At 57.4% G+C, this 20,901-nt stretch carries 19 protein-coding genes; 4 read left to right on the forward strand and 15 right to left on the reverse strand.

Annotated elements, in window-relative coordinates; genetic code table 11:
* Positions 1–50: 50 nt before the first annotated feature.
* From malZ to phoB, 5 genes are all read right to left on the reverse strand, one after another.
* Entirely contained in the window at positions 51–1,868 is a 1,818-nt protein-coding gene (malZ, locus tag UTO39_RS13370; protein ID WP_320727364.1) for a maltodextrin glucosidase, read from the reverse strand.
* 162 nt (positions 1,869–2,030) lie between these two features.
* Entirely contained in the window at positions 2,031–3,404 is a 1,374-nt protein-coding gene (gene proY, locus UTO39_RS13375; RefSeq protein ID WP_028012135.1) for a proline-specific permease ProY, read from the reverse strand.
* 81 nt (positions 3,405–3,485) lie between these two features.
* Entirely contained in the window at positions 3,486–4,805 is a 1,320-nt protein-coding gene (gene brnQ, locus UTO39_RS13380; protein ID WP_061099062.1) for a branched-chain amino acid transporter carrier protein BrnQ, read from the reverse strand.
* 409 nt (positions 4,806–5,214) lie between these two features.
* The gene (gene phoR / locus UTO39_RS13385) at positions 5,215–6,510 is read right to left on the reverse strand and encodes a phosphate regulon sensor histidine kinase PhoR (RefSeq protein ID WP_253540899.1); all 1,296 of its coding nucleotides are present in this window, start codon (positions 6,508–6,510) and stop codon (positions 5,215–5,217) included.
* 21 nt (positions 6,511–6,531) lie between these two features.
* Entirely contained in the window at positions 6,532–7,221 is a 690-nt protein-coding gene (phoB, locus tag UTO39_RS13390) for a phosphate response regulator transcription factor PhoB (RefSeq protein WP_008503265.1), read from the reverse strand.
* A 187-nt stretch (positions 7,222–7,408) separates the two neighbouring features.
* Here phoB and sbcD point away from each other — a divergent pair, with 187 nt between their 5' ends.
* Both sbcD and sbcC read left to right on the forward strand, forming a co-directional pair.
* A complete protein-coding gene (gene sbcD, locus UTO39_RS13395; RefSeq protein WP_320727365.1) occupies positions 7,409–8,614 on the forward strand; it encodes an exonuclease subunit SbcD in 1,206 nt (401 codons plus the stop codon).
* Positions 8,611–11,742, forward strand: a complete 3,132-nt coding sequence (sbcC, locus tag UTO39_RS13400) for an exonuclease subunit SbcC (RefSeq protein ID WP_320727366.1) — start codon at positions 8,611–8,613, stop codon at positions 11,740–11,742. Before sbcD ends, sbcC begins: the two co-directional genes overlap by 4 nt.
* A 98-nt stretch (positions 11,743–11,840) precedes the next feature.
* On the opposite strand, the gene mak is transcribed toward sbcC, so the two are convergent.
* Positions 11,841–12,746 carry a fructokinase gene (gene mak / locus UTO39_RS13405; protein WP_061099066.1) on the reverse strand — a complete coding sequence of 302 codons (906 nt, stop codon included), beginning with the start codon at positions 12,744–12,746 and terminating at the stop codon, positions 11,841–11,843.
* Between the two features lie 123 nt (positions 12,747–12,869).
* On the opposite strand from mak, the gene rdgC reads away from it, so the two are divergent.
* Positions 12,870–13,784 (forward strand): recombination-associated protein RdgC, encoded by a 915-nt coding sequence (rdgC, locus tag UTO39_RS13410; RefSeq protein ID WP_014882739.1) that lies wholly within the window; start codon positions 12,870–12,872, stop codon positions 13,782–13,784.
* Between the two features lie 46 nt (positions 13,785–13,830).
* Here the strand turns inward: rdgC and ppnP are convergent, their stop codons facing one another.
* The 5 genes from ppnP to UTO39_RS13435 form a co-directional block, all read right to left on the reverse strand.
* Positions 13,831–14,118, reverse strand: a complete 288-nt coding sequence (gene ppnP, locus UTO39_RS13415; RefSeq protein WP_008503270.1) for a pyrimidine/purine nucleoside phosphorylase — start codon at positions 14,116–14,118, stop codon at positions 13,831–13,833.
* Between the two features lie 71 nt (positions 14,119–14,189).
* Positions 14,190–14,867 (reverse strand): AroM family protein, encoded by a 678-nt coding sequence (locus UTO39_RS13420; protein ID WP_028012129.1) that lies wholly within the window; start codon positions 14,865–14,867, stop codon positions 14,190–14,192.
* Positions 14,868–15,104: 237 nt separating this feature from the next.
* Complete coding sequence (gene yaiA, locus UTO39_RS13425; RefSeq protein WP_320727367.1) at positions 15,105–15,296, reverse strand: protein YaiA; 192 nt, start codon at positions 15,294–15,296, stop codon at positions 15,105–15,107.
* Between the two features lie 44 nt (positions 15,297–15,340).
* The gene (aroL, locus tag UTO39_RS13430) at positions 15,341–15,865 is read right to left on the reverse strand and encodes a shikimate kinase AroL (protein WP_028012127.1); all 525 of its coding nucleotides are present in this window, start codon (positions 15,863–15,865) and stop codon (positions 15,341–15,343) included.
* 144 nt (positions 15,866–16,009) lie between these two features.
* Complete coding sequence (locus UTO39_RS13435) at positions 16,010–16,468, reverse strand: YaiI/YqxD family protein (RefSeq protein WP_151413372.1); 459 nt, start codon at positions 16,466–16,468, stop codon at positions 16,010–16,012.
* Positions 16,469–16,565: 97 nt separating this feature from the next.
* Between UTO39_RS13435 and proC the strand changes: the two genes are divergently transcribed.
* Positions 16,566–17,375 carry a pyrroline-5-carboxylate reductase gene (gene proC, locus UTO39_RS13440; RefSeq protein WP_151413377.1) on the forward strand — a complete coding sequence of 270 codons (810 nt, stop codon included), beginning with the start codon at positions 16,566–16,568 and terminating at the stop codon, positions 17,373–17,375.
* Between the two features lie 14 nt (positions 17,376–17,389).
* On the opposite strand, the gene adrA is transcribed toward proC, so the two are convergent.
* The 4 genes from adrA to UTO39_RS13460 form a co-directional block, all read right to left on the reverse strand.
* A complete protein-coding gene (adrA, locus tag UTO39_RS13445; protein WP_320727368.1) occupies positions 17,390–18,493 on the reverse strand; it encodes a diguanylate cyclase AdrA in 1,104 nt (367 codons plus the stop codon).
* Positions 18,494–18,595: 102 nt separating this feature from the next.
* Positions 18,596–18,916: a phosphate starvation-inducible protein PsiF gene (psiF, locus tag UTO39_RS13450; protein WP_041911105.1), complete on the reverse strand. Its 321-nt coding sequence runs from the start codon at positions 18,914–18,916 to the stop codon at positions 18,596–18,598.
* A gap of 274 nt (positions 18,917–19,190) precedes the next feature.
* The gene (gene iraP, locus UTO39_RS13455) at positions 19,191–19,451 is read right to left on the reverse strand and encodes an anti-adapter protein IraP (protein WP_061099070.1); all 261 of its coding nucleotides are present in this window, start codon (positions 19,449–19,451) and stop codon (positions 19,191–19,193) included.
* A 209-nt stretch (positions 19,452–19,660) separates the two neighbouring features.
* The gene (locus UTO39_RS13460) at positions 19,661–20,875 is read right to left on the reverse strand and encodes a multidrug efflux MFS transporter (RefSeq protein ID WP_192983487.1); all 1,215 of its coding nucleotides are present in this window, start codon (positions 20,873–20,875) and stop codon (positions 19,661–19,663) included.
* Positions 20,876–20,901 lie beyond the last annotated feature (26 nt).

Below are 20,901 nucleotides of genomic sequence, written 5' to 3' on the forward strand. Positions count from 1 at the left end.
ACACAAATCGTTGCATTTGCGCCATCTTAAAAGGTGGAAACATTAGCGCATTAGCTGCCGAGCCAGACCGTCGCGGATACCGCAGGCAGCGCCAGCACGCCATTCTGTATCGTCGCCTTGCCCTCTTTGTTCGTCCACTTCGCCACCTTAAGCAGCGGCGAATCATCCAGCACCACTTCGCAGGCCTCGCCCCGGTTAATCGCCACCAGCACACGCTGCTGGTTATAGACGCGGACAAAGACCACCACGTTATCGTGGGCGTACGCCACCTGGCAGCCGCCGTAGCGCAGGGCGAGACTCTGCTTGCGCAGTTTCGCCAGCCGCTGGTACAGGCTAAACAACACCTTGTCCTGTTTCTCTGCCTCCCACGGGAAGGTTTTGCGGCAGAACGGATCGTTGTTGCCGTCCAGCCCCACTTCGTCTCCGTAGTAAATGCACGGCACGCCCGGCCAGGTGAAGAGCCAGGTGACCGCCAGCGGCAGACGCGCCACATCCTTGCCGAGCAGGGATTTAAAGCGCGCGGTGTCGTGGCTATCGAGCTGGTTAAACATCCGCAGCTGCTGCTGATGCGACAGGCCAGCGCGATAGTTATCCATCCACGCTGCGCAGGTTTCGGCGTCAATATGGTTCGGATCGTAGGAGATATCGGTGTTAGCCAGGAATCCCCACAGCGGGAAGGTAAAGCCGCGATAGTTCATCGCCGCATCTTCGGCATCGTTCTGCAGCCACTGGCGCGCGTCGCCAAAATGTTCGCCAAAGACAAACGCCTCCGGCTGGGCCGCTTTCGCCGAACGCGCGATCCCGGCCACGTGCTGAAGGTTATTTCGCGCCCCGCCCGCTTCACCGAGCATATGCACCACGTCCAGACGCCAGCCGTCCATATTCCACGGCGCCTTCAGCCAGTGGCGGACGATGCTGTCTTCGCCGCCGTAGATTTCATTCACGAGTGTTGGCGACTGGAAATCCAGTTTAGGCAGGCTTGGGTAGCCCAGCCAGTCCAGCGCGCGCCCCTCCTCGTTAAAGCTGTACCAGTCGCGCTGCGGGGAGTCCGGATTATGGCACGCCCCGCCCATCGACTGGTTATGACGGTCAAACCACGCGTGCGAATCGCCGCTGTGGTTGAACACGCCGTCCAGGATCAGGCGCATCCCCTCCTTTTGCGTGTTCTCACGCAGGCGCAGCAGCGCCTCGTCGCCGCCAAACTGCTCATCAACGTGACGATAATCCTGGGTATCGTATTTATGTACGCTCGGGGCTTTAAACACCGGGTTGAGGTACAGCGCCGTCACGCCGAGCTTTTTCAGGTACGGCAGCTTTTCGCTGATGCCGTCGAGATCGCCGCCGTAGAACGTCGAGCCGCCCGCCTGCGCCGTCACCGGTTCATCCCATTTTTTCAGGATGATGTCGTGACCGGCGGCATGATGGTAATAGACCGTGTCCTGGTCGGCGGTGCGTTTTTCGCTGCGCGCAAAGCGGTCCGGGAAAATCTGGTAAAAGACCCGATCGTTAACCCACTGCGGGCCGTTATCCGGATAATCCACGGCAAACTGCTCCAGCCGCGCGGGAGGGAAACGGCTAAACCCCTGCGGGGTAAACCACAGCTGGCGGTTATTCCACAAAAGCTTAAAGCTGTAACGGCGGCGCGGCTGCCCGCTGCACAAATCGATATTCGCCCGCCACGCCGTAATCCCCGGCTGAGGCTGGCTGCGCAGCTTGTGCATTTTCAGCCCGGTTTCTTCGTTATCAATTTCGGCGCGGAGCGTCACGCGTTCCGGCTGATTTTCCCCCGCCAGCCAGAGCGTAATCACAAGGTTGTCTTTGTTTTGCTTAACAAATGGGGCAACCGGAAGGTGCCAGGCGTTTAACATCACGAATCCCCTCTGATGAAATTGACGTCACCTTGCCACAGGGTGGTTAAGGATAGCTCACCATGACGTGATTTATTGGGGGAGGAGGACGGGGGAGGAGGCATCAGTGCGGCCTGATGCCCTCACCCTAGCCCTCTCCCACGGGGAGAGGGAAAATGGATATTACTGCGCTTCCGCCAGCTGGCGGTCGCGGCGGCACTTAAACACCCAGCCGATCAGCAGCAGAACGATCCACGCGCAGCCCACGTACAGGGAAATGCGGGTATCCGGGTGGTAGCCAATCAGGCCAATGATAAACACCAGGAAGATCAGCCCGACCACGGTCGTCGCCACCCCGCCCGGCACTTTAAACTTCAGCGCTTTCGCCTCATCCGGCGACAGACGGCGGCGGAAGGCAATCTGCGACAGCAGGATCATGATCCACACCCACACGGTCGCGAAGGTCGCCAGGGACGCAATCACCAGGAAGACGTTCTCCGGCATGATGTAGTTCAGGTAAACCGAGAACAGCAGCGCCACGGTCATCACCACCACCGTCACCCACGGCGTGCCGCGGCGTGAAGTTTTGGCGAACACCTTCGGCGCGCTGCCCTGCTCCGCCATGCCGTGCAGCATGCGCCCCACGCCAAAGACGTCACTGTTGATCGCGGAAAGCGACGCGGTTAGCACCACAAAGTTCAGAATGCTGGCAGCAAAGGCAATGCCCATATGCTGGAAGGTCAGGACAAACGGGCTACCGTTAGTGCCCACCTGGTTCCACGGGTAGATGGACATAATCACGAACAGCGTCCCCACGTAGAACACCAGAATACGCATCGGTACCGAGTTGATGGCGCGCGGAATGGACTTCTCCGGATCTTTCGCTTCCCCGGCGGTGATACCGATAATCTCGATGCCGCCGTAGGCGAACATCACCATCTGCAGCGACATGACCATCCCGAGCCAGCCGTTGCTGAAGAAGCCGCCGTTGCTCCAGAGGTTATGGATGCCGGTCGGCTGGCCGCCGTTGCCAATCCCCCAAATGATGATCCCGAAACCGGCCACAATCATGATGATGATGGTCGCGACCTTGAAGAAGGAGAACCAGAACTCCAGCTCGCCGAACACCTTCACGCTCATCAGGTTGACGGCGCAAATGAGCAACACCACGCTCAGCACCCAGATCCAGTGCGGCACCGCCGGGAACCAGACGCCCATGTAGATGCCGAATGCGGTTACGTCGGCAATCGCCACAATCAAAATTTCAAAGCAGTAGGTCCAGCCGGTGATAAACCCGGCCAGCGGGCCGAGGTTTTCCTGCGCGTAGCGGGAGAAGGAGCTGGCAGACGGGTTGTGAACCGACATTTCGCCGAGGGCGCGCATGATGATATACGCCGCCACGCCGCCGATGATGTACGCCAGCAGAACGCTTGGACCGGCCATTTTGATGGCATCTGCCGAGCCATAAAAAAGGCCGGTGCCGATAGCAGAGCCCAGCGCCATAAAGCGGATGTGGCGCGTGCTCAATCCACGTTTAAGTTTGTTAGTGCTTTCCATTTAAATCTTGCCATTCAACACGAAAAAAACAAAAAACCACGGGGCCTTAAGCCCCGTGGTTAAACAGTTTGTTGCCGTTGATTAATGAGCGTTCGATGCGACCTGACGCCCTGCAGCACGATCCCAGATAACCGCCAGAACCAGTGCAACAACGGTAGGCATCAGCCAGGCCAGGCCCTGCTCGGACAGCGGCAGACGCTGTGTCCAGGCTGGCAGAATTTCAGCGAACGCTGATGCTTTAATCCCGTCAAGGATACCAAAAATCAGGCTGATAAACATGGCTGGCGCAATAATTCGTGAGGAGTTATGCCACCACGGACGGGTGAAGCTCAGCACCACCAGCACGATGCACGGCGGATAGATCGCCGTCAGCACCGGAATAGAGACCTGAATCAGGTGGCTCAGACCGAGGTTAGACACCGCCATGGAGAAGATGCCGAGGATAAACACCAGGGTACGGTAAGAGAGCGGCAGATACTGCGCAAAGAACTCTGCACAGGCGCAGGTCAGGCCAACCGCGGTTACCAGACACGCCAGGAAGATCAGCGCCGCCAGCAGCATGCTGCCCGCACCGCCGAAGGTGTGCTGAACGTAAGCGTGGAGGATAGCCGCACCGTTCGCGTTCTGATCGACCAGCATCGCGCTATCGGAGCCCAGGCGGAACAGCGCCAGATACAGCAGCGTCAGGCCCACACCGGCCATCAGGCCAGCCCAGATGGTATAGCGGGTCAGCAGGCGCGCTTCGGTCACGCCGCGGGAACGCGCGGCGTTAACGATAACGATACCAAACACCATCGCGCCCAGCGTATCCATCGTCAGGTAGCCGTTCACAAAGCCGTTAGAGAACGCGGCGTTTTTATAGGCATCCATCGCGTCGCTAATCGGGCCGGCTGGCCAGATGATAGCCGCCACGGCCAGCACGATCAGCGCCACAATTTTCAGCGGCGCCAGGAAGTTACCGACCGTGTCCAGCAGCTTGCCCGGATAGAGGGAAACCAGAATCACGATGGCGAAATAAATCAGGCTGTAGATGAACAGCGGCATCGCGCCGTCGCCGGTCAGCGGGGCGATGCCCACTTCGAAGGAAACGGTCGCGGTACGCGGGGTGGCAAACAGCGGACCAACGGCCAGATAGCAGACGGTTGCCAGCAGAACGCCAGCCACTTTGCCAATCGGGGTGCTGAGGCTATCCACGCCGCCACCGACTTTCGCCAGCGCGATAACGGTCAGTACCGGCAGACCCACGGCAGTAATCAGGAAACCAAACGCGGCGGTCCAGACGTGTTCACCCGCCTGTAAGCCAACCATTGGAGGGAAAATGATGTTGCCTGCGCCAACGAACAGCGCAAATGTCATAAAGCCCAGCGCGATAATGTCACGCGATTTTAAGTGATGGGTCATAAAACCTTACTGCCTGTGGATGTGGTGTTGAAAACGTTGAGATTTTCGATTTCCCTGACGGGACGATACAGCCGAAAATTTGCTCAATTTCAGCGGGAAATGCTCCCGTCCTGGCGTGGAGAAGAATAGTTTTTCGATTTACCACGCAAATACAGTCGGTCTGACAGTATCTGGGGGGCAATTTAAACGCTTATAACGTTTAAAGGCAAGGAGGGATCGCAAAACCAGAACAATATGCCAGTATGAAAACGCACACCAGAACAATGCGCTAATTATAGGAAAAACCCATGGCTAATCATGCGAACAAAAAACAGCCAGCCGTATAAAATTCACACGCGTTTCGCTTGACTGCAAAGCAAACGGGCCAGCGATGGCTGACCCGTGGAAAGGTAAAATGACACGCCTGCCGTCAGGCGCTCTTTTTGGCAATTAATCGTTCCGGGATAACGAAACTGAAGCGGGTTCCCTTACCCAGGGTACTCTGGATATCAAGACGGCTTTCATGGTGATTCACCGCGTGTTTCACAATCGCCAGCCCCAGGCCGCTCCCCCCCGTCTGCCGCGATCGCGCTTTATCCACCCGGTAGAAGCGCTCGGTCAGGCGCGGAATATGCTCCGGGGCGATCCCCGGCCCGTTATCCTCAACGCTAAACTCGGCGCCTGCCGGCGTATGCTGCCAGCGCACCACGATATCCGTCCCTTCCGGCGTATGGTTTACCGCGTTGTACACCAGGTTGGAGATGGCGCTACGCAGTTCATCCTCGCTGCCCAGCACCTTCAGCGTATTGTCGACGTCAAAGGTCAGCTGATGTTTTTTATGGCTTAACGTCTGCGCTTCACGCTCGACGACGCGCAGCATCATGGGCACATCAATGGTGTCATTCAGCGCAAGCGACGGCGCCGCTTCAATCTTCGACAGCGTCAGCAGCTGCTTCACCAGCCCTTCCATGCGGTGCGTTTGCTCGCGCATCGTGTGCAGCGCTTTTTCACGCGGCGCGCCTTCCAGGGTTTGCTCCTGCATCATCTCCAGGTAGCCCTGCAGCACGGTCAACGGGGTGCGTAGCTCGTGGCTGACGTTGGCGAAGAAGTTACGACGCGCCCCTTCCAGCTGGTGCATCTGGGTCACGTCGCGCGCCACCATCAGCCACTGGCGATCGCTGTAGGGCATCACGCGGATTTCCAGATGGCGACCGTTATTCAGCTTCAGATTGTGGGGACGGGTGAAATCACGCTTTTTCAGATACAGCGTGAACTCGGGATAGCGCAGAAGGTTGAGGATGTTCTGACCATTATCGTCCGGCCAGCGCAGGCCCAGCAGCTGTTGCGCAAGCCCGTTACACCAGAAAATAGTTCCTTCTTCTGTCGTCAGGATCACCGCATCCGGCAGCGACTCTGCGCCGCTGCGAAAGCGTTTGATCAGGCTTCCCAGCTCGCGACGGCGCTTTTTATTACGCATCTGCATCTGGTGCAGGCCGTACAGCAGCGGCTCCCAACTGCCGCTTCCCGGCGGCGGCGTCATACTGCGGTCAACCCACAGCCACCAGGAGAGACGAAGCAGGTTCCAGAAATGCCAGACTAACAGCCCGGTAACCGCCGCCAGCAGAAACCACGGCAGGTGCCCAATAATGGCCCCCAGAAGGAGGGCCGGAATACAGCATAAGATCAGTTCAAAGACGAGCCTTTTCCATGACAGACGTTCCAGCACGCGTCACACTCCTGTCATTGTTCAGAAACGGGTCGAGAAACGATAACCCGTGCCGCGGACCGTCTGTACCATGCGATCGTGGCCGCTCAGTTCCAGCGCTTTTCGCAGGCGGCGGATATGTACGTCAACCGTCCGGTCTTCGACATACACGTTAGTTCCCCAGACGTTATTCAGCAACTGCTCGCGGCTGTAAACGCGTTCCGGATGGGTCATAAAGAAGTGCAGGAGTTTAAATTCGGTAGGCCCCATGTCGAGGGGATTTTCGCCGGTCATCACGCGGTGTGACGTTGGATCAAGGCTCAGGCCCTGCATCTCAATCACCTCTTCCACCGCCATCGGCGAAATACGACGCATGACGGCCTTAATGCGGGCAACCAGCTCTTTCGGGGAGAAAGGCTTGGTAATGTAATCGTCCGCGCCGGTCTCCAGACCGCGCACGCGATCCTCTTCCTCTCCGCGCGCCGTGAGCATCACAACCGGGATGTCGCGGGTCAGCGCTTCACGCTTCAGGTGTTTGATAAACTGCAGTCCGGAGCCGCCGGGCAACATCCAGTCAAGCAGAATCAGATCGGGCCAGGGTTCATTCAGCTGGTTCACCGCGCTGTCATAATCTTCCGCTTCAACCGGCTGGAAGCCATTTTGTTCGAGCACGAAGCACACCATTTCACGAATTGGAGCTTCATCTTCTACGACCAGAATACGTCTCGCCATACTTTGCCCTGTCTTATCTTATTTAAGTTACAAGTTTGTAATGCGGCGCCATTATGCGTCAGATTTATGACAGATTTATGAAAAACAGTACCACTATAAATGGCAAACTGTTGTTTTATTACAGCGGTTATTTTCCTCTCCCTGACAGTTTATAATCGCCCGCATCGTTTTTCGCCACGGATCTCCTATGCGCATACTTCACACCTCGGACTGGCATCTGGGTCAAAATTTTTACAGCAAAAGCCGTGCGGCTGAGCATGAAGCGTTTCTGAACTGGCTTCTGGAAACGGCCCAGGCGCACGAGGTGGATGCCATTATTGTGGCGGGTGACATTTTCGATACCGGTTCGCCGCCGAGCTATGCGCGCGAACTGTATAACCGCTTCGTGGTGAACCTGCAGCAGACCGGCTGTCATCTGGTGATTGTCGCCGGTAACCATGACTCCGTCGCCACGCTCAATGAATCCCGCGACATCCTGGCGTTTCTCAATACCACCGTTGTCGCCAGCGCCGGGCACGCGCCGCAGATCCTGAAAAAACGCGACGGGTCGCCGGGCGCGGTACTATGTCCGATTCCCTTTTTACGCCCGCGGGACATCGTGCAAAGCCAGGCGGGACTGTCGGGCGCGGAAAAGCAGCAGCATTTATTACAGGCCATCACCGACTATTATCACCAGCAGCACGCGGAAGCCTGCACCCTGCGCGGTGAACAGGCCATTCCGGTCATTGCCACCGGGCACCTCACCACCGTCGGGGCCAGCAAAAGTGACGCGGTTCGCGAGATCTATATCGGCACGCTGGACGCCTTTCCCGCGCAAAACTTCCCGCCCGCGGACTACATCGCGCTCGGGCACATTCACCGCGCCCAGGTCATCGGGGGCTGCGAGCATATCCGCTACTGCGGTTCCCCTATTTCGCTCAGCTTCGATGAAACCGGCAAAGCCAAGTCCGTGCATCTGGTGAGCTTTGATGAGGGCAAACTCAGCGCCGTCGAGACGCTGGAAGTGCCGGTCACCCAGCCGCTGGCGGTGCTGAAGGGCGATCTTGCCGCGATTACGGAACAGCTTGAGCAGTGGCGCGGCGCGGAGCTTAACCCGCCCGTCTGGCTGGATATTGAAATCACCACCGATGATTACCTGCACGATATGCAGCGGAAAATTCAGGCGCTGACCGAAGAGTTGCCGGTAGAGGTGTTGCTGGTGCGCCGCAGCCGCGAGCAGCGCGAGAAAATTCTGCTCGGCGCCCAGCGCGAAACGCTCAGCGAACTGCGGGTAGAGGAGGTATTTGAACGCCGCCTGTCGCAGGAAGAGATCGATGATGCGAAGCGCGTCAGGCTCAACGAGCTGTTCAGCCATACCCTGCACGCCCTCAATGACGAGGAAGAAAACGCATGAAAATTCTGAGCCTGCGCCTGAAAAATCTCAACTCCCTTAAGGGCGAGTGGAAAATTGACTTCACCGCGGAGCCTTTTGCCAGCAACGGCCTGTTTGCCATCACCGGCGCAACCGGCGCGGGTAAAACCACCCTGCTCGACGCCATCTGTCTGGCGCTCTACCACGAAACGCCGCGCCTGAATAAGGTCTCTCAGGCGCAAAACGACCTGATGACGCGCGATACCGCCGAGTGCCTGGCGGAAGTGGAGTTTGAGGTGAAAGGCGTCGCCTATCGCGCCTTCTGGAGCCAGAACCGGGCGCGCAACCAGCCGGACGGGAACTTGCAGGCACCGCGCGTGGAGCTGGCCCGCTGCGAGGACGGCAAGATTCTGGCCGACAAGGTCTCGGATAAGCTGGAGCAAACCGCGGCGCTCACCGGGCTGGACTACGGCCGTTTTACCCGCTCAATGCTGCTCTCGCAGGGGCAATTTGCCGCCTTCCTGAATGCCAAACCGGCCGACCGCGCAGAACTGCTGGAAGAGCTGACCGGCACCGAAATCTACGGCCAGATTTCCGCGATGGTGTTTGAGAAACACAAAGCCGCCCGCAGCGTGCTGGAAAAATGCGAGGCGCAGGCGGCGGGTGTCGTGCTGCTCAGCGAAGAACAGCAGCAGCAGTTGCAGCAAAGTTTGCAGGCACTTACTGACGAAGAGAAAACCCTGCTGGCCCAGCAGCAAAGCCAACAGAAAGATTTTCAGTGGCTTACGCGCCATGACGAGCTCTTGCGGGAGCAGCAGCGCGTTACCGCCCTGCAGCAGCAGGCGCAACAGGCGCAGGCGAACGCGGCGCCGGAACTGGCAAAACTCCAGCTTGCCCAGCCCGCCGCCCAGCTCCGTCCGCTCTGGGAGCATCAGCAGGAGCAAACCGCACGTCTGACGCAAACCCAGCAGCGAATTAACGAAGTAAATACTCGCTTACTGGCCAAAACCGCACTGCGCGCGCGGATCCGCAATACCGCCCTGCGTACCCATGAGCGGCTACAGGCCGAACTGACGGCGCTGGCGCAGTGGCTGGCGGAGAAAGAGCGTTATCGCCTGCTGGGCCAGGAAATTGCCGGCTGGCGCGCCCAGTTTTCACAGCTCAACCGCGACAAAAGTCAGCTCGCCGCGCTTGCTGCGCGGATGACTGAGCTTCGTCGGAAGCTGGCTGAGATGCCGGAAAATACGCTGACGCTGACGGCGGATGAGGTCAGCGCGGCCATGGAGCAGCAGTCCCGGTCCCGCACGCTGCGCCAGCAGCTGACGTCGCTGCATGCCCGCTATCAGCCGCTGCAAAAGCGCCTGAGCCAGAACGGTGAAAGCGTGCAGAAAGCCCAGGCGGAGCAGAGCAAGCTCAATGAAACCCTGGCGCTGCGCCGCCAGCAGTATAAAGAGAAACATCAGCACTATCTGGATCTGAAAGCCCTGTGCGAACGTGAAGCGACGATTAAAGATCTGGAAAGCTATCGCTCACAGCTTGAGGCAGGCAAACCCTGCCCGCTGTGCGGCTCCCACGAGCATCCTGCCGTGGAGACCTACCGGTCGCTTGAGCTGACGGACAACCAGCGTCGCCGTGATGCGCTCGAAAAAGAGGTCGCCGCGCTTAAAGAGGAAGGCCTGCTGGTGCTGGGACAGGTTAATGCCCTGGCTCAGCAGATCCAGCGTGAGACAGACGAAGCGCAGGCCTTGTCTCAGGAGGAGCAAGCGCTCACTAAAGCGTGGCAGGAGGCCTGCGCGTCGTTGAATATCGCCTTGAATATTCAGGAGGATATCGCGCCGTGGATGAACGAGCAGGAACACTACGAGCGTCAGCTTTATCAGCACAGCCAGCGTCTGACCTTGCAAAACCAGCTGAGCGATCAGGAAGCGCAGGAACGCCAGTATCAGCAGCAGCGCACCGCAACGCGCCAGGCGCTGGAACATACCCTGCTCGCGCTCTCGCTTAGCGTTCCCGAAGAGGGCAATGAAGCCGACTGGCTGCACGCCCGCGAAGCGGAATTTGCCCAGTGGCAGGAGAAGCAAACGCAGCACGGCGTGCTTCAGGAACGCGTGGGCGCGCTGAAGCCGCTGCTCGACACGCTTCCTGAAACACACGGCGAAGAGGCTGAACCGGCCATTCCTGATGACTGGCGCGACGTCCATAATGAATGCGTGTCGCTGCAAAGCCAGCTCGCCGCCCAGCAGCAGCAGGAAGCGCTGGAGCGCGAGCGCCTGCAGCAGTCGCAGACGCAGTTCACCGCGGCGCTCTTCGCAAGCTGTTTTGCCGATCGGGACGCGTTCCTTGCCGCGCTGCTGGATGACGACGCTATTCGCCGCCTCGAACAGCTGAAACAGTCGCTGGAAAACCAGATACAGCAGGCCGCGGCCCTTTCCGGCCAGGCTAATCAGCAGCTGCAGGCGCACCTTGCGCTGCGCCCGGAAAAACTTGACGCGGATGCGTCTACCCTGCAAAGCCAGCTGCAGCAGCTGGCGCAACGGCTTCGCGACAACACCACGCATCAGGGCGAGATCCGCCAGCAGCTTAAGCAGGACAGCGATAACCGCCAGCATCAGCAGGCGTTAACGCTGCAAATTGAAGAGGCCGCGCGCCAGGCCGACGACTGGGGCTATCTTAACGCGCTGATCGGCTCCAGCACCGGCGACAAGTTCCGCAAGTTCGCGCAGGGGCTGACGCTGGATAATCTGGTCTGGCTGGCTAACCAGCAGCTTAACCGCCTGCACGGGCGTTATCTGCTGCAGCGCAAAGCCAGCGAGGCGCTGGAGCTGGAAGTGGTCGACACCTGGCAGGCCGATGCGGTGCGCGATACGCGTACGCTCTCCGGCGGCGAGAGCTTCCTGGTCAGCCTGGCGCTGGCGTTAGCGCTTTCTGACCTGGTAAGCCACAAAACGCGGATTGATTCCCTGTTCCTCGATGAGGGGTTCGGCACGCTCGACAGTGAAACGCTGGATACCGCGCTGGATGCGCTCGACGCGCTGAACGCCACCGGGAAAACCATCGGGGTGATTAGCCACGTCGAGGCGATGAAAGAGCGTATTCCGGTGCAGATCAAGGTGAAGAAGATCAACGGGCTGGGGTACAGCAGGCTGGACAGGGAGTTTGCGGTGGGGTGAATGGTGGAATGGTGCGGTCTGGTGCTCTCACCCTGGCCCTCTCCCACGGGGAGAGGGTAAAAACATCAAAAACAGCAACTTGCGTTGCTTTTTTGCGTCTATTCCGGCCACAGCCACGCCGCGCCGCGCACGCCGCTGGAGTCGCCGTGGACGGCTTTGCGGATCGGGGTTTCGCACTCGCCGCCGAAGACCCACTGCTTAACCAGGTTCGGTACCGTGGCATACAGCCGGTCTACGTTGCTCATGCCGCCGCCGAGCACAATCACGTCCGGATCGAGAATGTTCACCACGTGCGCCAGCGATTTCGCCAGACGCATTTCGTAGCGGCTGAGCGCCAGTTCGGCCACCGGATCCTGTTCTTCCACCAAACGCATAATCTCGTTCCCCTTGAGCGGCTGGCCGCTCAGGCGGTGGTAGTCGGTCGCAAAACCGGTGCCGGAGATAAACGTCTCAATACAGCCCTGCTTGCCGCAGTAGCACGGCACTTCAGCGCGGTATTTGAGTTCATCTTCATCCATCCACGGCAGCGGATTGTGTCCCCACTCGCCCGCCGTGCCGTTGCCGCCGATATGTGAACGTCCACCAAAGGCCACGCCTGCGCCGCAGCCGGTACCGATAATCACCGCAAACACGGTCTGCGCCCCGGCTGCCGCACCGTCGATGGCCTCAGAGACCGCCAGGCAGTTGGCGTCGTTAGCCAGACGCACTTCCCGTTTCAGGCGCGCGCTTAAATCTTTATCAAACGGCTGACCGTTGAGCCAGGTGGAGTTGGCGTTTTTTACCACCCCGGTATACGGCGAGATCGACCCCGGGATCCCCATTCCGACGCTGCCGGTTTGCCCTGTCGCCTGCTCGGCCATCTCAACCAGTTGGGCAATCGTCTCGATCGTCTGGTGATAGTCATCGCGCGGCGTCGGCAGACGGTGGCGGAAAAGCTGTTCCCCCTGCTCGCTCAGTGCGATGACTTCTGTTTTGGTGCCGCCCAAATCAATCCCAATACGCACAAGACTCTCCTCATTATTTTGATTATCAACAGAGTAGAAGCACGCTTCCCGATTAGCAATGCAAGCGATGCGACAATTCGTTATCATGCCCGCTGATTTAACGACAAGGCCGTGGAAATTATCATGCTGTGGTTCAAAAATTTGATGGTTTACCGTCTCAGCCGCGACGTTTCGCTGCGCGCAGAAGAGATGGAAAAACAGTTAGCCGCTTATAGCTTTTCCCCTTGCGGTAGCCAGGATATGGCGAAAACCGGTTGGGTTCCGCCAATGGGTTCACAAAGCGATGCACTGACCCACGCCAGCAGCACGGGTCAAATCATCGTCTGCGCCCGCAAAGAAGAGAAAATTCTGCCCACGCCGGTGGTTAAGCAGGCGCTTGAAGCAAAAATTTTCAAGCTGGAAGCCGAGCAGGGCCGCAAGCTGAAAAAAACCGAAAAAGACTCGCTGAAAGATGAAGTTCTGCACTCTCTGCTGCCGCGCGCCTTCAGCCGCTTCAGCCAGACGATGATGTGGATCGATACCGTTAACGGGCTGATCATGGTGGACTGCGCCAGCGCCAAAAAAGCGGAAGATACGCTGGCCCTGTTGCGTAAAAGCATCGGCTCTTTACCGGTCGTACCGCTGGCGCTGGAAACGCCGATTGAGCTGACTCTGACCGAGTGGGTCCGCAGCGGTACCGCGGCGCAAGGTTTCCAGATCCTGGACGAAGCCGAGCTGAAAGCCCTGCTGGAAGATGGCGGCGTGATCCGCGCGAAAAAGCAGGATCTGGTGAGCGACGAGATCGCCGTACACATTGAAGCGGGCAAAGTGGTCACCAAACTGGCGCTCGACTGGCAGCAGCGTATTCAGTTCGTGATGTGCGACGACGGCTCCGTGAAGCGTCTGAAGTTCTGCGACGAGCTGCGCGATCAAAACGAAGATATCGACCGGGAAGATTACGCCCAGCGCTTTGACGCGGACTTTATCCTGATGACCGGCGAGCTGGCCGCGTTAATTCAGAATCTGGTGGAAGGTCTCGGCGGCGAAGCGCAGAGATAATTTCCCTTCATACTGATCCTCTCCCCAAAGGGGAGAGGAAAGAAGATTATTTCAGGTAGCGGCAAAGATAAGAGGTCGGTTCAGCAACCTGCAAATGAAATTCGCTGTGGCCAGGGACGTTGAAAACTTGCCCGGCAGCGTAAACTTTCCATTCCGTTTCACCCGGCAGTAAGACGTTCAGCGCGCCGCTAACCACCGTCATCTCTTCCGCTTCCGCCGTGCCAAAGGTGTATTCCCCTTCGGCCATAACGCCCACACTGGCGCGGCCAGTGCTGCTGCTGGTAAAACCGATGGATTTCACTTTACCGGAAAAGTATTCGTTACTTTGAAGCATGAACTGGCCCTTATATTCAGAGATAAAAATTCACTATAGGGGCCATGCTCATCACCTGTCACGCAAAATCATTACGTCAGAAGTTCTGAAGCCAGGCGAGCCATCAGAACGTTGGACAACAGCACCGGCACGTCCAGCGCCTTTTGCAGTAAATCCCGGTGATGCTGGTGGAAACCAAGACAGTCCAGAATCAATACATCTGCCCCTCTCTCCAGCAGCTCCTTCCCGGCAGCAATAAGTTTAGCCTCGCTGTCCCAGAAGGGGTTTGCCAGGGCATACAGGGGCGTTTTTTCGAGCACGTGCCATTTTGCTTCCTGGTTGTCCATGAGCTCCTCAATGGGGACAATTACCCCCACCTGATGCCCGTCAACAATGGAGGCCACCAGAGGAGGAATAATGCGCATCGGCTCAAGCAAAATCGCATTGCGCGCGATGAGTCCCTTAATGGGGGCGGTGCTCATCAGCAAAATAACGTCATATTGTTGATTATCGAGTACTTCTATTACTGCCTGCAGCGAGCGCTCTATTTTCTGTCGAGAAACATGCGCCAGTTTACCGTCGCTTAATAACGTCGCCAGGGGATCCTCCCCCGCCTCTACAGCGTAGTCTTCCATGACCTCTTCCCGACTCATCTTACCCAGCAGGCTGAGATGCGTGATCTGTTGTTCAGATACATGCTCGGTTAAGAGCGGTAACACTTCGCTTACAGGGACCACACCAATGGTGAGGATCGCCAACGTTGCCTTCATCTTCTTCGCCTTCCATCACTACAAAAACGTGTACACAGGTACAGGCTCACTACGCTGTACAGTTCGTTTTTTCAACAAAACAGCACCAAGCGTAGCAGGCGATCTCTGCCCCGAAATGTAAAGATCGCCTGCCGGTAACGGAGCTACCTGTAATAACTAAATATTAACTCCTGCTTAACATTTGCGATGAGTAAAAAGTGTGATTCAGGCACGGTATTGGAGCGTTTAGGAAAACATTCACGACTTTTCGGGATCTTCGTAGCGCCGTTTGGCATCCAGCGCTTCCTGTTCAGTCTCATGTTCACTGATCAGCGAGTCCGGCTTGGGGTGATCGGCACGCAGCTGGTACCAGGTCACGGTCTGGCCGCCATTGCCTTTTTCAACGGTAACGATACGTGCTTCGCGCGGATAGGGAGGTCTGGTTGGCATAGCTCATCCTTTTTTTATGTCTGAGCTATCAGTATAGACGGCGGTTAGCTGGCACACGCCAGACGCAGGGCGGTAATAATCTGAATTACCACATCTTCCGGGGCCGCAGAGGCATCCACGACATGGTGCGCCGCTTCACGATAAAGGGCATCACGCTCGGCCAGCACTTCGCTCACCTCTTCGCTGAGCGGTCGTGACGTCAGCGCCGGGCGTTGTCCCTCTTCAGGAAATGCCTCAAGGCGCCCTACCAGAGCCGCCACCGGCGCGCAGAGATAGATCACAATGCCTTTTTCGCGCATAAAGTGACGATTACATTCGGCCAGAACAATGCCGCCTCCCGTCGCAATGACGGCTGACGGCGTGGTGACCGCTTTCAGCGCGGCCGTTTCGCGGGCGCGAAAGCTTTCCCATCCCTCTTGCTCCACGATGTCGGCGATGGTTTTGCCGGCCTCGGTCTGCAGCCAGTGGTCGGTATCAACAAACTGACGATGACACGCGCGTGCCAGTTCCACGCCAACGGTGGTTTTCCCACAGCCGCGGGGGCCAACTAAAAAGATGGGTTGGGTCATAGCCAGGTGTTCCCCTTGATGCCGAATGGCTGAAGAGTGTAAAGAAATAATTGCAGAAGATGTGTCGATTACTTTACTGCAAAGCGGTACGGGATGACAACCCTGTGGAGGCCACACTGTACCACATATTGACAATAATTATCATTACGCCGTACGGCGCTTCACTTCCAGCAGCCATTTATCCAGTTCGGCAGCAAACTGCTGACGATCGCGCTGGGACAGGCTGTCCGGTCCACCGGTCTGCACGCCGCTGGCCCGCATCGTATCCATAAAATCACGCATGGTGAGTTTTTCCCGGATGGTTGAAGGCGAATAACGCTCGCCGCGCGGATTGAGCGCCGCCGCCCCTTTCTCCAGCACTTCCGCCGCCAGCGGTATATCGGCGGTGATGACCAGATCCTCCGCGCAGCACAGACGAACAATTTCATTATCCGCCACGTCGAACCCGGCTGGCACGCGTAAAGAACGGATGAACCGCGAAGGCGGGACGCGAATATTCTGGTTCGCCACCAGCGTCAGCGGCATCTGAACGCGCTCGGCGGCGCGGAATAAAATCTCTTTAATCACATTCGGACACGCGTCCGCATCAACCCAAATCGCCATGTTGTCTCCCCATAATGACTCTGCCGACTATTGTCGCCTGCATTTCGTTGTTAAGCTATCAATCAGAGAAAACAACGCATAATGACGGAGAATCATGATGGACAAGAAAATCGGGTTTATCGGCTGCGGTAACATGGGCAAAGCCATCCTGGGCGGCCTGATCGCCAGCGGGCAGGTTCTGCCGGGTCAGATTTGGGTCTATACCCCGTCACCGGAGAACGTCGCCGCATTGCGCGATCAATACGGGATCAACGCCGCCGAAAGCGCGCAGGAGGTAGCCCAGGTTGCCGATATTGTCTTTGGTGCCGTTAAGCCGAACATCATGATCAAAGTATTAAGCGACATCACCTCCAGCCTGAACAAAGAGACGCTGGTCGTGTCGATTGCCGCAGGCGTGACGCTCGATCAGCTGGCGCGCGCGCTGGGCCACGATCGTAAAATCGTCCGCGCAATGCCGAATACCCCTTCACTGGTCAACGCCGGTATGACCTCCGTCACCCCTAACGCGCTGGTGACCTCAGAAGAGGTGGCGGACGTGCTGAACATTTTCCGCTGCTTCGGCGAGGCGGAAGTGATTGCAGAATCCATGATCCATCCGGTGGTCGGCGTGAGCGGTTCAGCCCCCGCGTACGTTTTCATGTTTTTAGAAGCGATGGCGGACGCCGCCGTGCTTGGCGGCATGCCGCGCGCGCAGGCGTATAAATTCGCCGCGCAGGCCGTCATGGGCTCCGCCAAAATGGTGCTGGAGACCGGTAAACACCCGGGTGAACTGAAGGATATGGTCTGCTCCCCGGCCGGTACCACCATCGAAGCGGTGCGGGTGCTGGAAGAGCGCGGGTTCCGTTCGGCCGTCATCGAGGCGATGGCAAAATGCATGGAAAAGTCAGAGAAGCTGAGTAAATCCTGATATCTGGCCGGGCGTCAGGCGGCCACTTCGGTGCGGCCGCGCCCGGCATTTTTCGCCTTGTACAGCGCCACATCTGCCGCCTTCAGCCATTCCCGATAGTGCACAAACTGCGGCCCCCAGGGAGCCACGCCCACGCTGATGCGCAGAGGCTCTTTCGGCGCGCACGGTAACGACAGCGTTTCCAGCCGCGCGTGAACCCGCGACATGACGGCGATGGCGCTTTCAGCGGCAGTCTGGGACATAATCACCGCGAACTCATCCCCGCCAAACCGGCCTATCGCATCGCCCGACCGTACCGACATCTGAAGCTGGCGGGTGATGGCCACGATGGCCTTGTCGCCTGCGTCGTGCCCCCAGGTATCGTTGATGTTTTTAAAGTGGTCGATATCAATCAGCAATATCGTGGCGGTGCAGTGGCTCCGGCGACAGTGCTCAAATTCATTGCGCAGCAGTATCTCCCAATGTCGGCGGTTAAAGACCCCGGTCATACCGTCACGGGTGCTCATCATTTCCAGCCGCCGCTTATGTTCCGCCAGCCTGACGGCCGTTCGATGGCTAAGCCAGGCAAACAGCATGGGATAAAGCATAAGGATGGGAAGCGTTAAGCCCCACTCCAGCACCCCCGGATTAAAGGGCACCGCGCTGCCAACGAGGGGTAATGTGACCAGCACGGAAAGCGCGGTGAGCGCCATTCCCGAAATAAACAGACGGCAGCCGCCTGAGCCCATCATATTTATTCCCACCATCATCACCAGCGCTGCCGCAGGTAACGCATAAATTCCCATCACGCCAATCCAGACCCCGGCGATAACGGAATCCATCTTGAGGTTAAAAGTTTCCTGCTGATGAGGTGAGGCGGCGCGGCAGGATAGCTGCCAGGCAAAGTGCGGCCAGACGAATGCCCACCCCACCAGCAACAACCACCAGCCGCCGGGTAAAAAACGGCTGACCAGCATCTCCGCCACCGGGAAAAACATCGCCGCCAGCCCGACAACGCGGGCCAGCCGGGCTCGCCTGGCAAACTGGATGCCGGTACGGTGAGGATCATCCTGAGAAAAGGTTAAACTCCACTCTCCCCGAATGCGCTTTTTATTGTAATAAACGTCATCATTCATCATTTTTGGGAATATTCTGAAACATTTTCCCAAATTATAGAGAGGGGGTCTGCGGGGAAAGTATGAAATTTCGGGTGAGCCGCCGGAGCCGCTCACCCGTTAGAACTACACTTTTTTCTTCAGGCAGGCACTCATGAACTTGCTGCGATCGTCGCCCTTAAGGGACTGCTCGGTCGCTTTCGCATTACACTCGCGCATTTTTTGCTGCTGCGGCGTCAGGCTTTTTTCACCGGGTTTCGCGGCGCCGTTTTTCAGGCAGTCGCTCATGTAGGTTTTACGTGCATCCCCCTTCAGACTCTGGGACGTCGCCTGTTGATTACAGGTGGTCATGCGTTGCTGTTGCGGCGTTAATGTTTTTTCTTCCGCGTTCGCCGAGGAGATCAGGAACAGGCCGGAGAGCAGAGTAACCAGTAATGTTGTTTTCATTGCACCATCCTTTTGTGAACATTCCCTGTAAGTCTGGTTCGTGACGGGAAAAAAACCACCCGGCTGATGTGATTTACGCCGGGAATTTATCACTTCAGATCCAGCGCGCAGGAATTGGCGGTATCGGCATAAATGGCCGGGGTAATTAACAGGGGATGTAACGCGATAAAAAGCGCGCTCTGTTTCAATTTAATTACTTCATGTATAAATACAAAAATAAAACAGAGCGACTCAGGCATCCTGCATGACAATCCTATGACATGTCAGTAACGGCTTAACTGCGCGGATGCCTCAACAGCTTCTTTACGTATTGCTGCAGCAACTCGGCATCCTCTGGCGGAACCTGGGTATCGGGCCGCGCCTTATCCAGCGCCCCTTCGATGCTATCGATTAACGCCTGCTGGTCAGATGTTGCCATCTGCCGCAGCAGCGCGGTGACAACAATTTCCAGCGCTTCGACCTGGGCGACCAGCTCTTTCGACTCCTCTTCCTTTTGTGCAAGCTTAACCAGCAACTCAGCAATGAGATTTTTCATCGTGCTATTTCCTTATGGGATTTCCTCTGAAATTAACACCAGGAATGAAATATGCAAAGCGGAGAAAAGTATTATCTTATGCAAAAGTGACATTGCCGCCAAATTAGCGCAGCGATCTTTTCAGCGAAACGTTTTTCTATAAAAAAACGCCGCATTTTGTTATATAAAAATGCGGCTACCATAAGAATATATAATACATCTGGCAATGATTATTTCGCCGATTTCGCTTCCGCTATTTGTCTGCGGCGACGCAGGGCAATAGCCAGCTGGATAATATTGATTAAAACGACAATCGCCGTCGCGGCAAATACCCAGCGAAAACCCGCCATTGCAGAAACGGATGCACCAATAAGCGGACCGGCAACGTTGCCTAAATACATAAACGACTGGTTATAGCCAAAAATACGCCCCGTGACCTGGTCGCTGGAATATTTGACCAGCAGTGTCTGTACGGCCGGCAACATAGCGCCATCCGCAAAGCCGAGTAAAAACCGCAGCACGCCCAGCTGAAGCGGAGAGGTAACAAACGACATGGCGAAAAAGAGCACCACCGCAAAAATCAGCGTCGCCATCAGGATGCGCGCCGTGCCGATCCTGTCGCCCAGTTTTCCCAGACGCGGGGCAGAGATCAGCGCGGAGACGCCCGGCACGGCGGCGATCATGCCGCTGAGAAAGGCGATATTATTGCTGTCCGGCTCCATCGACTTGATAAACAGCGCCAGAATCGGGCCGACCGAACCGTTGCAGAGCTGGATCACCATGGTGGTGACAAACAGGCTAATCACGAGTCCGGGGTAAGGCAGCGAGGCGAAGACGGCCCTGCCGCTCAGGCGCTCAGATTTACTGATAACGGGGCGGCCACCCTCCTTGATAAGAAAGAGCGTAACCAGAAAGCTGATCACCAGCAGGATTGCGGTGATGATGAATACCGCGCGCAGACCGACATGGTCAGCCAGAAAGCCTCCCAGCAGCGGGCCGCCGATAACGCCGCTGATCTGGGCGGTGGAAAGCGTACTCAGCGCCCAGCCGCTGCGCTCGCGCGGCACCTGAGAGGCAACCAGCGCCATGGCGTTGGGAATATACCCGGACGTCAGCCCCATCACCGCCCGCAGGAAAAACAGCTGCCAGACGTTGGTGGCGAAGGCCTGGAGCAGAATAGCAATCGCCATCCCGAGGGAGGCGCGCAGCAGCATCAGCTTGCGCCCTTTCCGATCCGCCAGGCTGCCCCACATCGGAGAGACAATGGCGGAGACCAGAAACGTGACGCTGAACGTCAGCCCGGACCACATGGAGAGCGCTTCGTGGGAGGTGACCCCCAGCTGTGACACGTACAGCGGCAGGAACGGCAGGATCTGGCTGATGGCAAGCCCGGTGAAGAAGCAGCCGAACCAGACCGAGATAAGATTAACTTTCCAGGATTCCATACAGAAATAGTCTTCATTTTTAGGCG

Origin of the sequence: Enterobacter sp. 118C5, from assembly GCF_034107645.1 — a bacterium.
Taxonomy (GTDB): domain Bacteria; phylum Pseudomonadota; class Gammaproteobacteria; order Enterobacterales; family Enterobacteriaceae; genus Enterobacter; species Enterobacter nematophilus.

What these genes read in the sequence shown, in the direction of transcription:
- malZ (WP_320727364.1), bottom strand. Translation starts at nt 1,868, where the DNA reads ATGTTAAACGCCTGGCACCTTCCGGTTGCCCCATTTGTTAAGCAAAAC.
- proY (WP_028012135.1), bottom strand. Translation starts at nt 3,404, where the DNA reads ATGGAAAGCACTAACAAACTTAAACGTGGATTGAGCACGCGCCACATC.
- brnQ (WP_061099062.1), bottom strand. Translation starts at nt 4,805, where the DNA reads ATGACCCATCACTTAAAATCGCGTGACATTATCGCGCTGGGCTTTATG.
- phoB (WP_008503265.1), bottom strand. Translation starts at nt 7,221, where the DNA reads ATGGCGAGACGTATTCTGGTCGTAGAAGATGAAGCTCCAATTCGTGAA.
- sbcD (WP_320727365.1), top strand. Translation starts at nt 7,409, where the DNA reads ATGCGCATACTTCACACCTCGGACTGGCATCTGGGTCAAAATTTTTAC.
- sbcC (WP_320727366.1), top strand. Translation starts at nt 8,611, where the DNA reads ATGAAAATTCTGAGCCTGCGCCTGAAAAATCTCAACTCCCTTAAGGGC.
- rdgC (WP_014882739.1), top strand. Translation starts at nt 12,870, where the DNA reads ATGCTGTGGTTCAAAAATTTGATGGTTTACCGTCTCAGCCGCGACGTT.
- ppnP (WP_008503270.1), bottom strand. Translation starts at nt 14,118, where the DNA reads ATGCTTCAAAGTAACGAATACTTTTCCGGTAAAGTGAAATCCATCGGT.
- UTO39_RS13420 (WP_028012129.1), bottom strand. Translation starts at nt 14,867, where the DNA reads ATGAAGGCAACGTTGGCGATCCTCACCATTGGTGTGGTCCCTGTAAGC.
- yaiA (WP_320727367.1), bottom strand. Translation starts at nt 15,296, where the DNA reads ATGCCAACCAGACCTCCCTATCCGCGCGAAGCACGTATCGTTACCGTT.
- aroL (WP_028012127.1), bottom strand. Translation starts at nt 15,865, where the DNA reads ATGACCCAACCCATCTTTTTAGTTGGCCCCCGCGGCTGTGGGAAAACC.
- UTO39_RS13435 (WP_151413372.1), bottom strand. Translation starts at nt 16,468, where the DNA reads ATGGCGATTTGGGTTGATGCGGACGCGTGTCCGAATGTGATTAAAGAG.
- proC (WP_151413377.1), top strand. Translation starts at nt 16,566, where the DNA reads ATGGACAAGAAAATCGGGTTTATCGGCTGCGGTAACATGGGCAAAGCC.
- adrA (WP_320727368.1), bottom strand. Translation starts at nt 18,493, where the DNA reads ATGATGAATGATGACGTTTATTACAATAAAAAGCGCATTCGGGGAGAG.
- psiF (WP_041911105.1), bottom strand. Translation starts at nt 18,916, where the DNA reads ATGAAAACAACATTACTGGTTACTCTGCTCTCCGGCCTGTTCCTGATC.
- iraP (WP_061099070.1), bottom strand. Translation starts at nt 19,451, where the DNA reads ATGAAAAATCTCATTGCTGAGTTGCTGGTTAAGCTTGCACAAAAGGAA.
- UTO39_RS13460 (WP_192983487.1), bottom strand. Translation starts at nt 20,875, where the DNA reads ATGGAATCCTGGAAAGTTAATCTTATCTCGGTCTGGTTCGGCTGCTTC.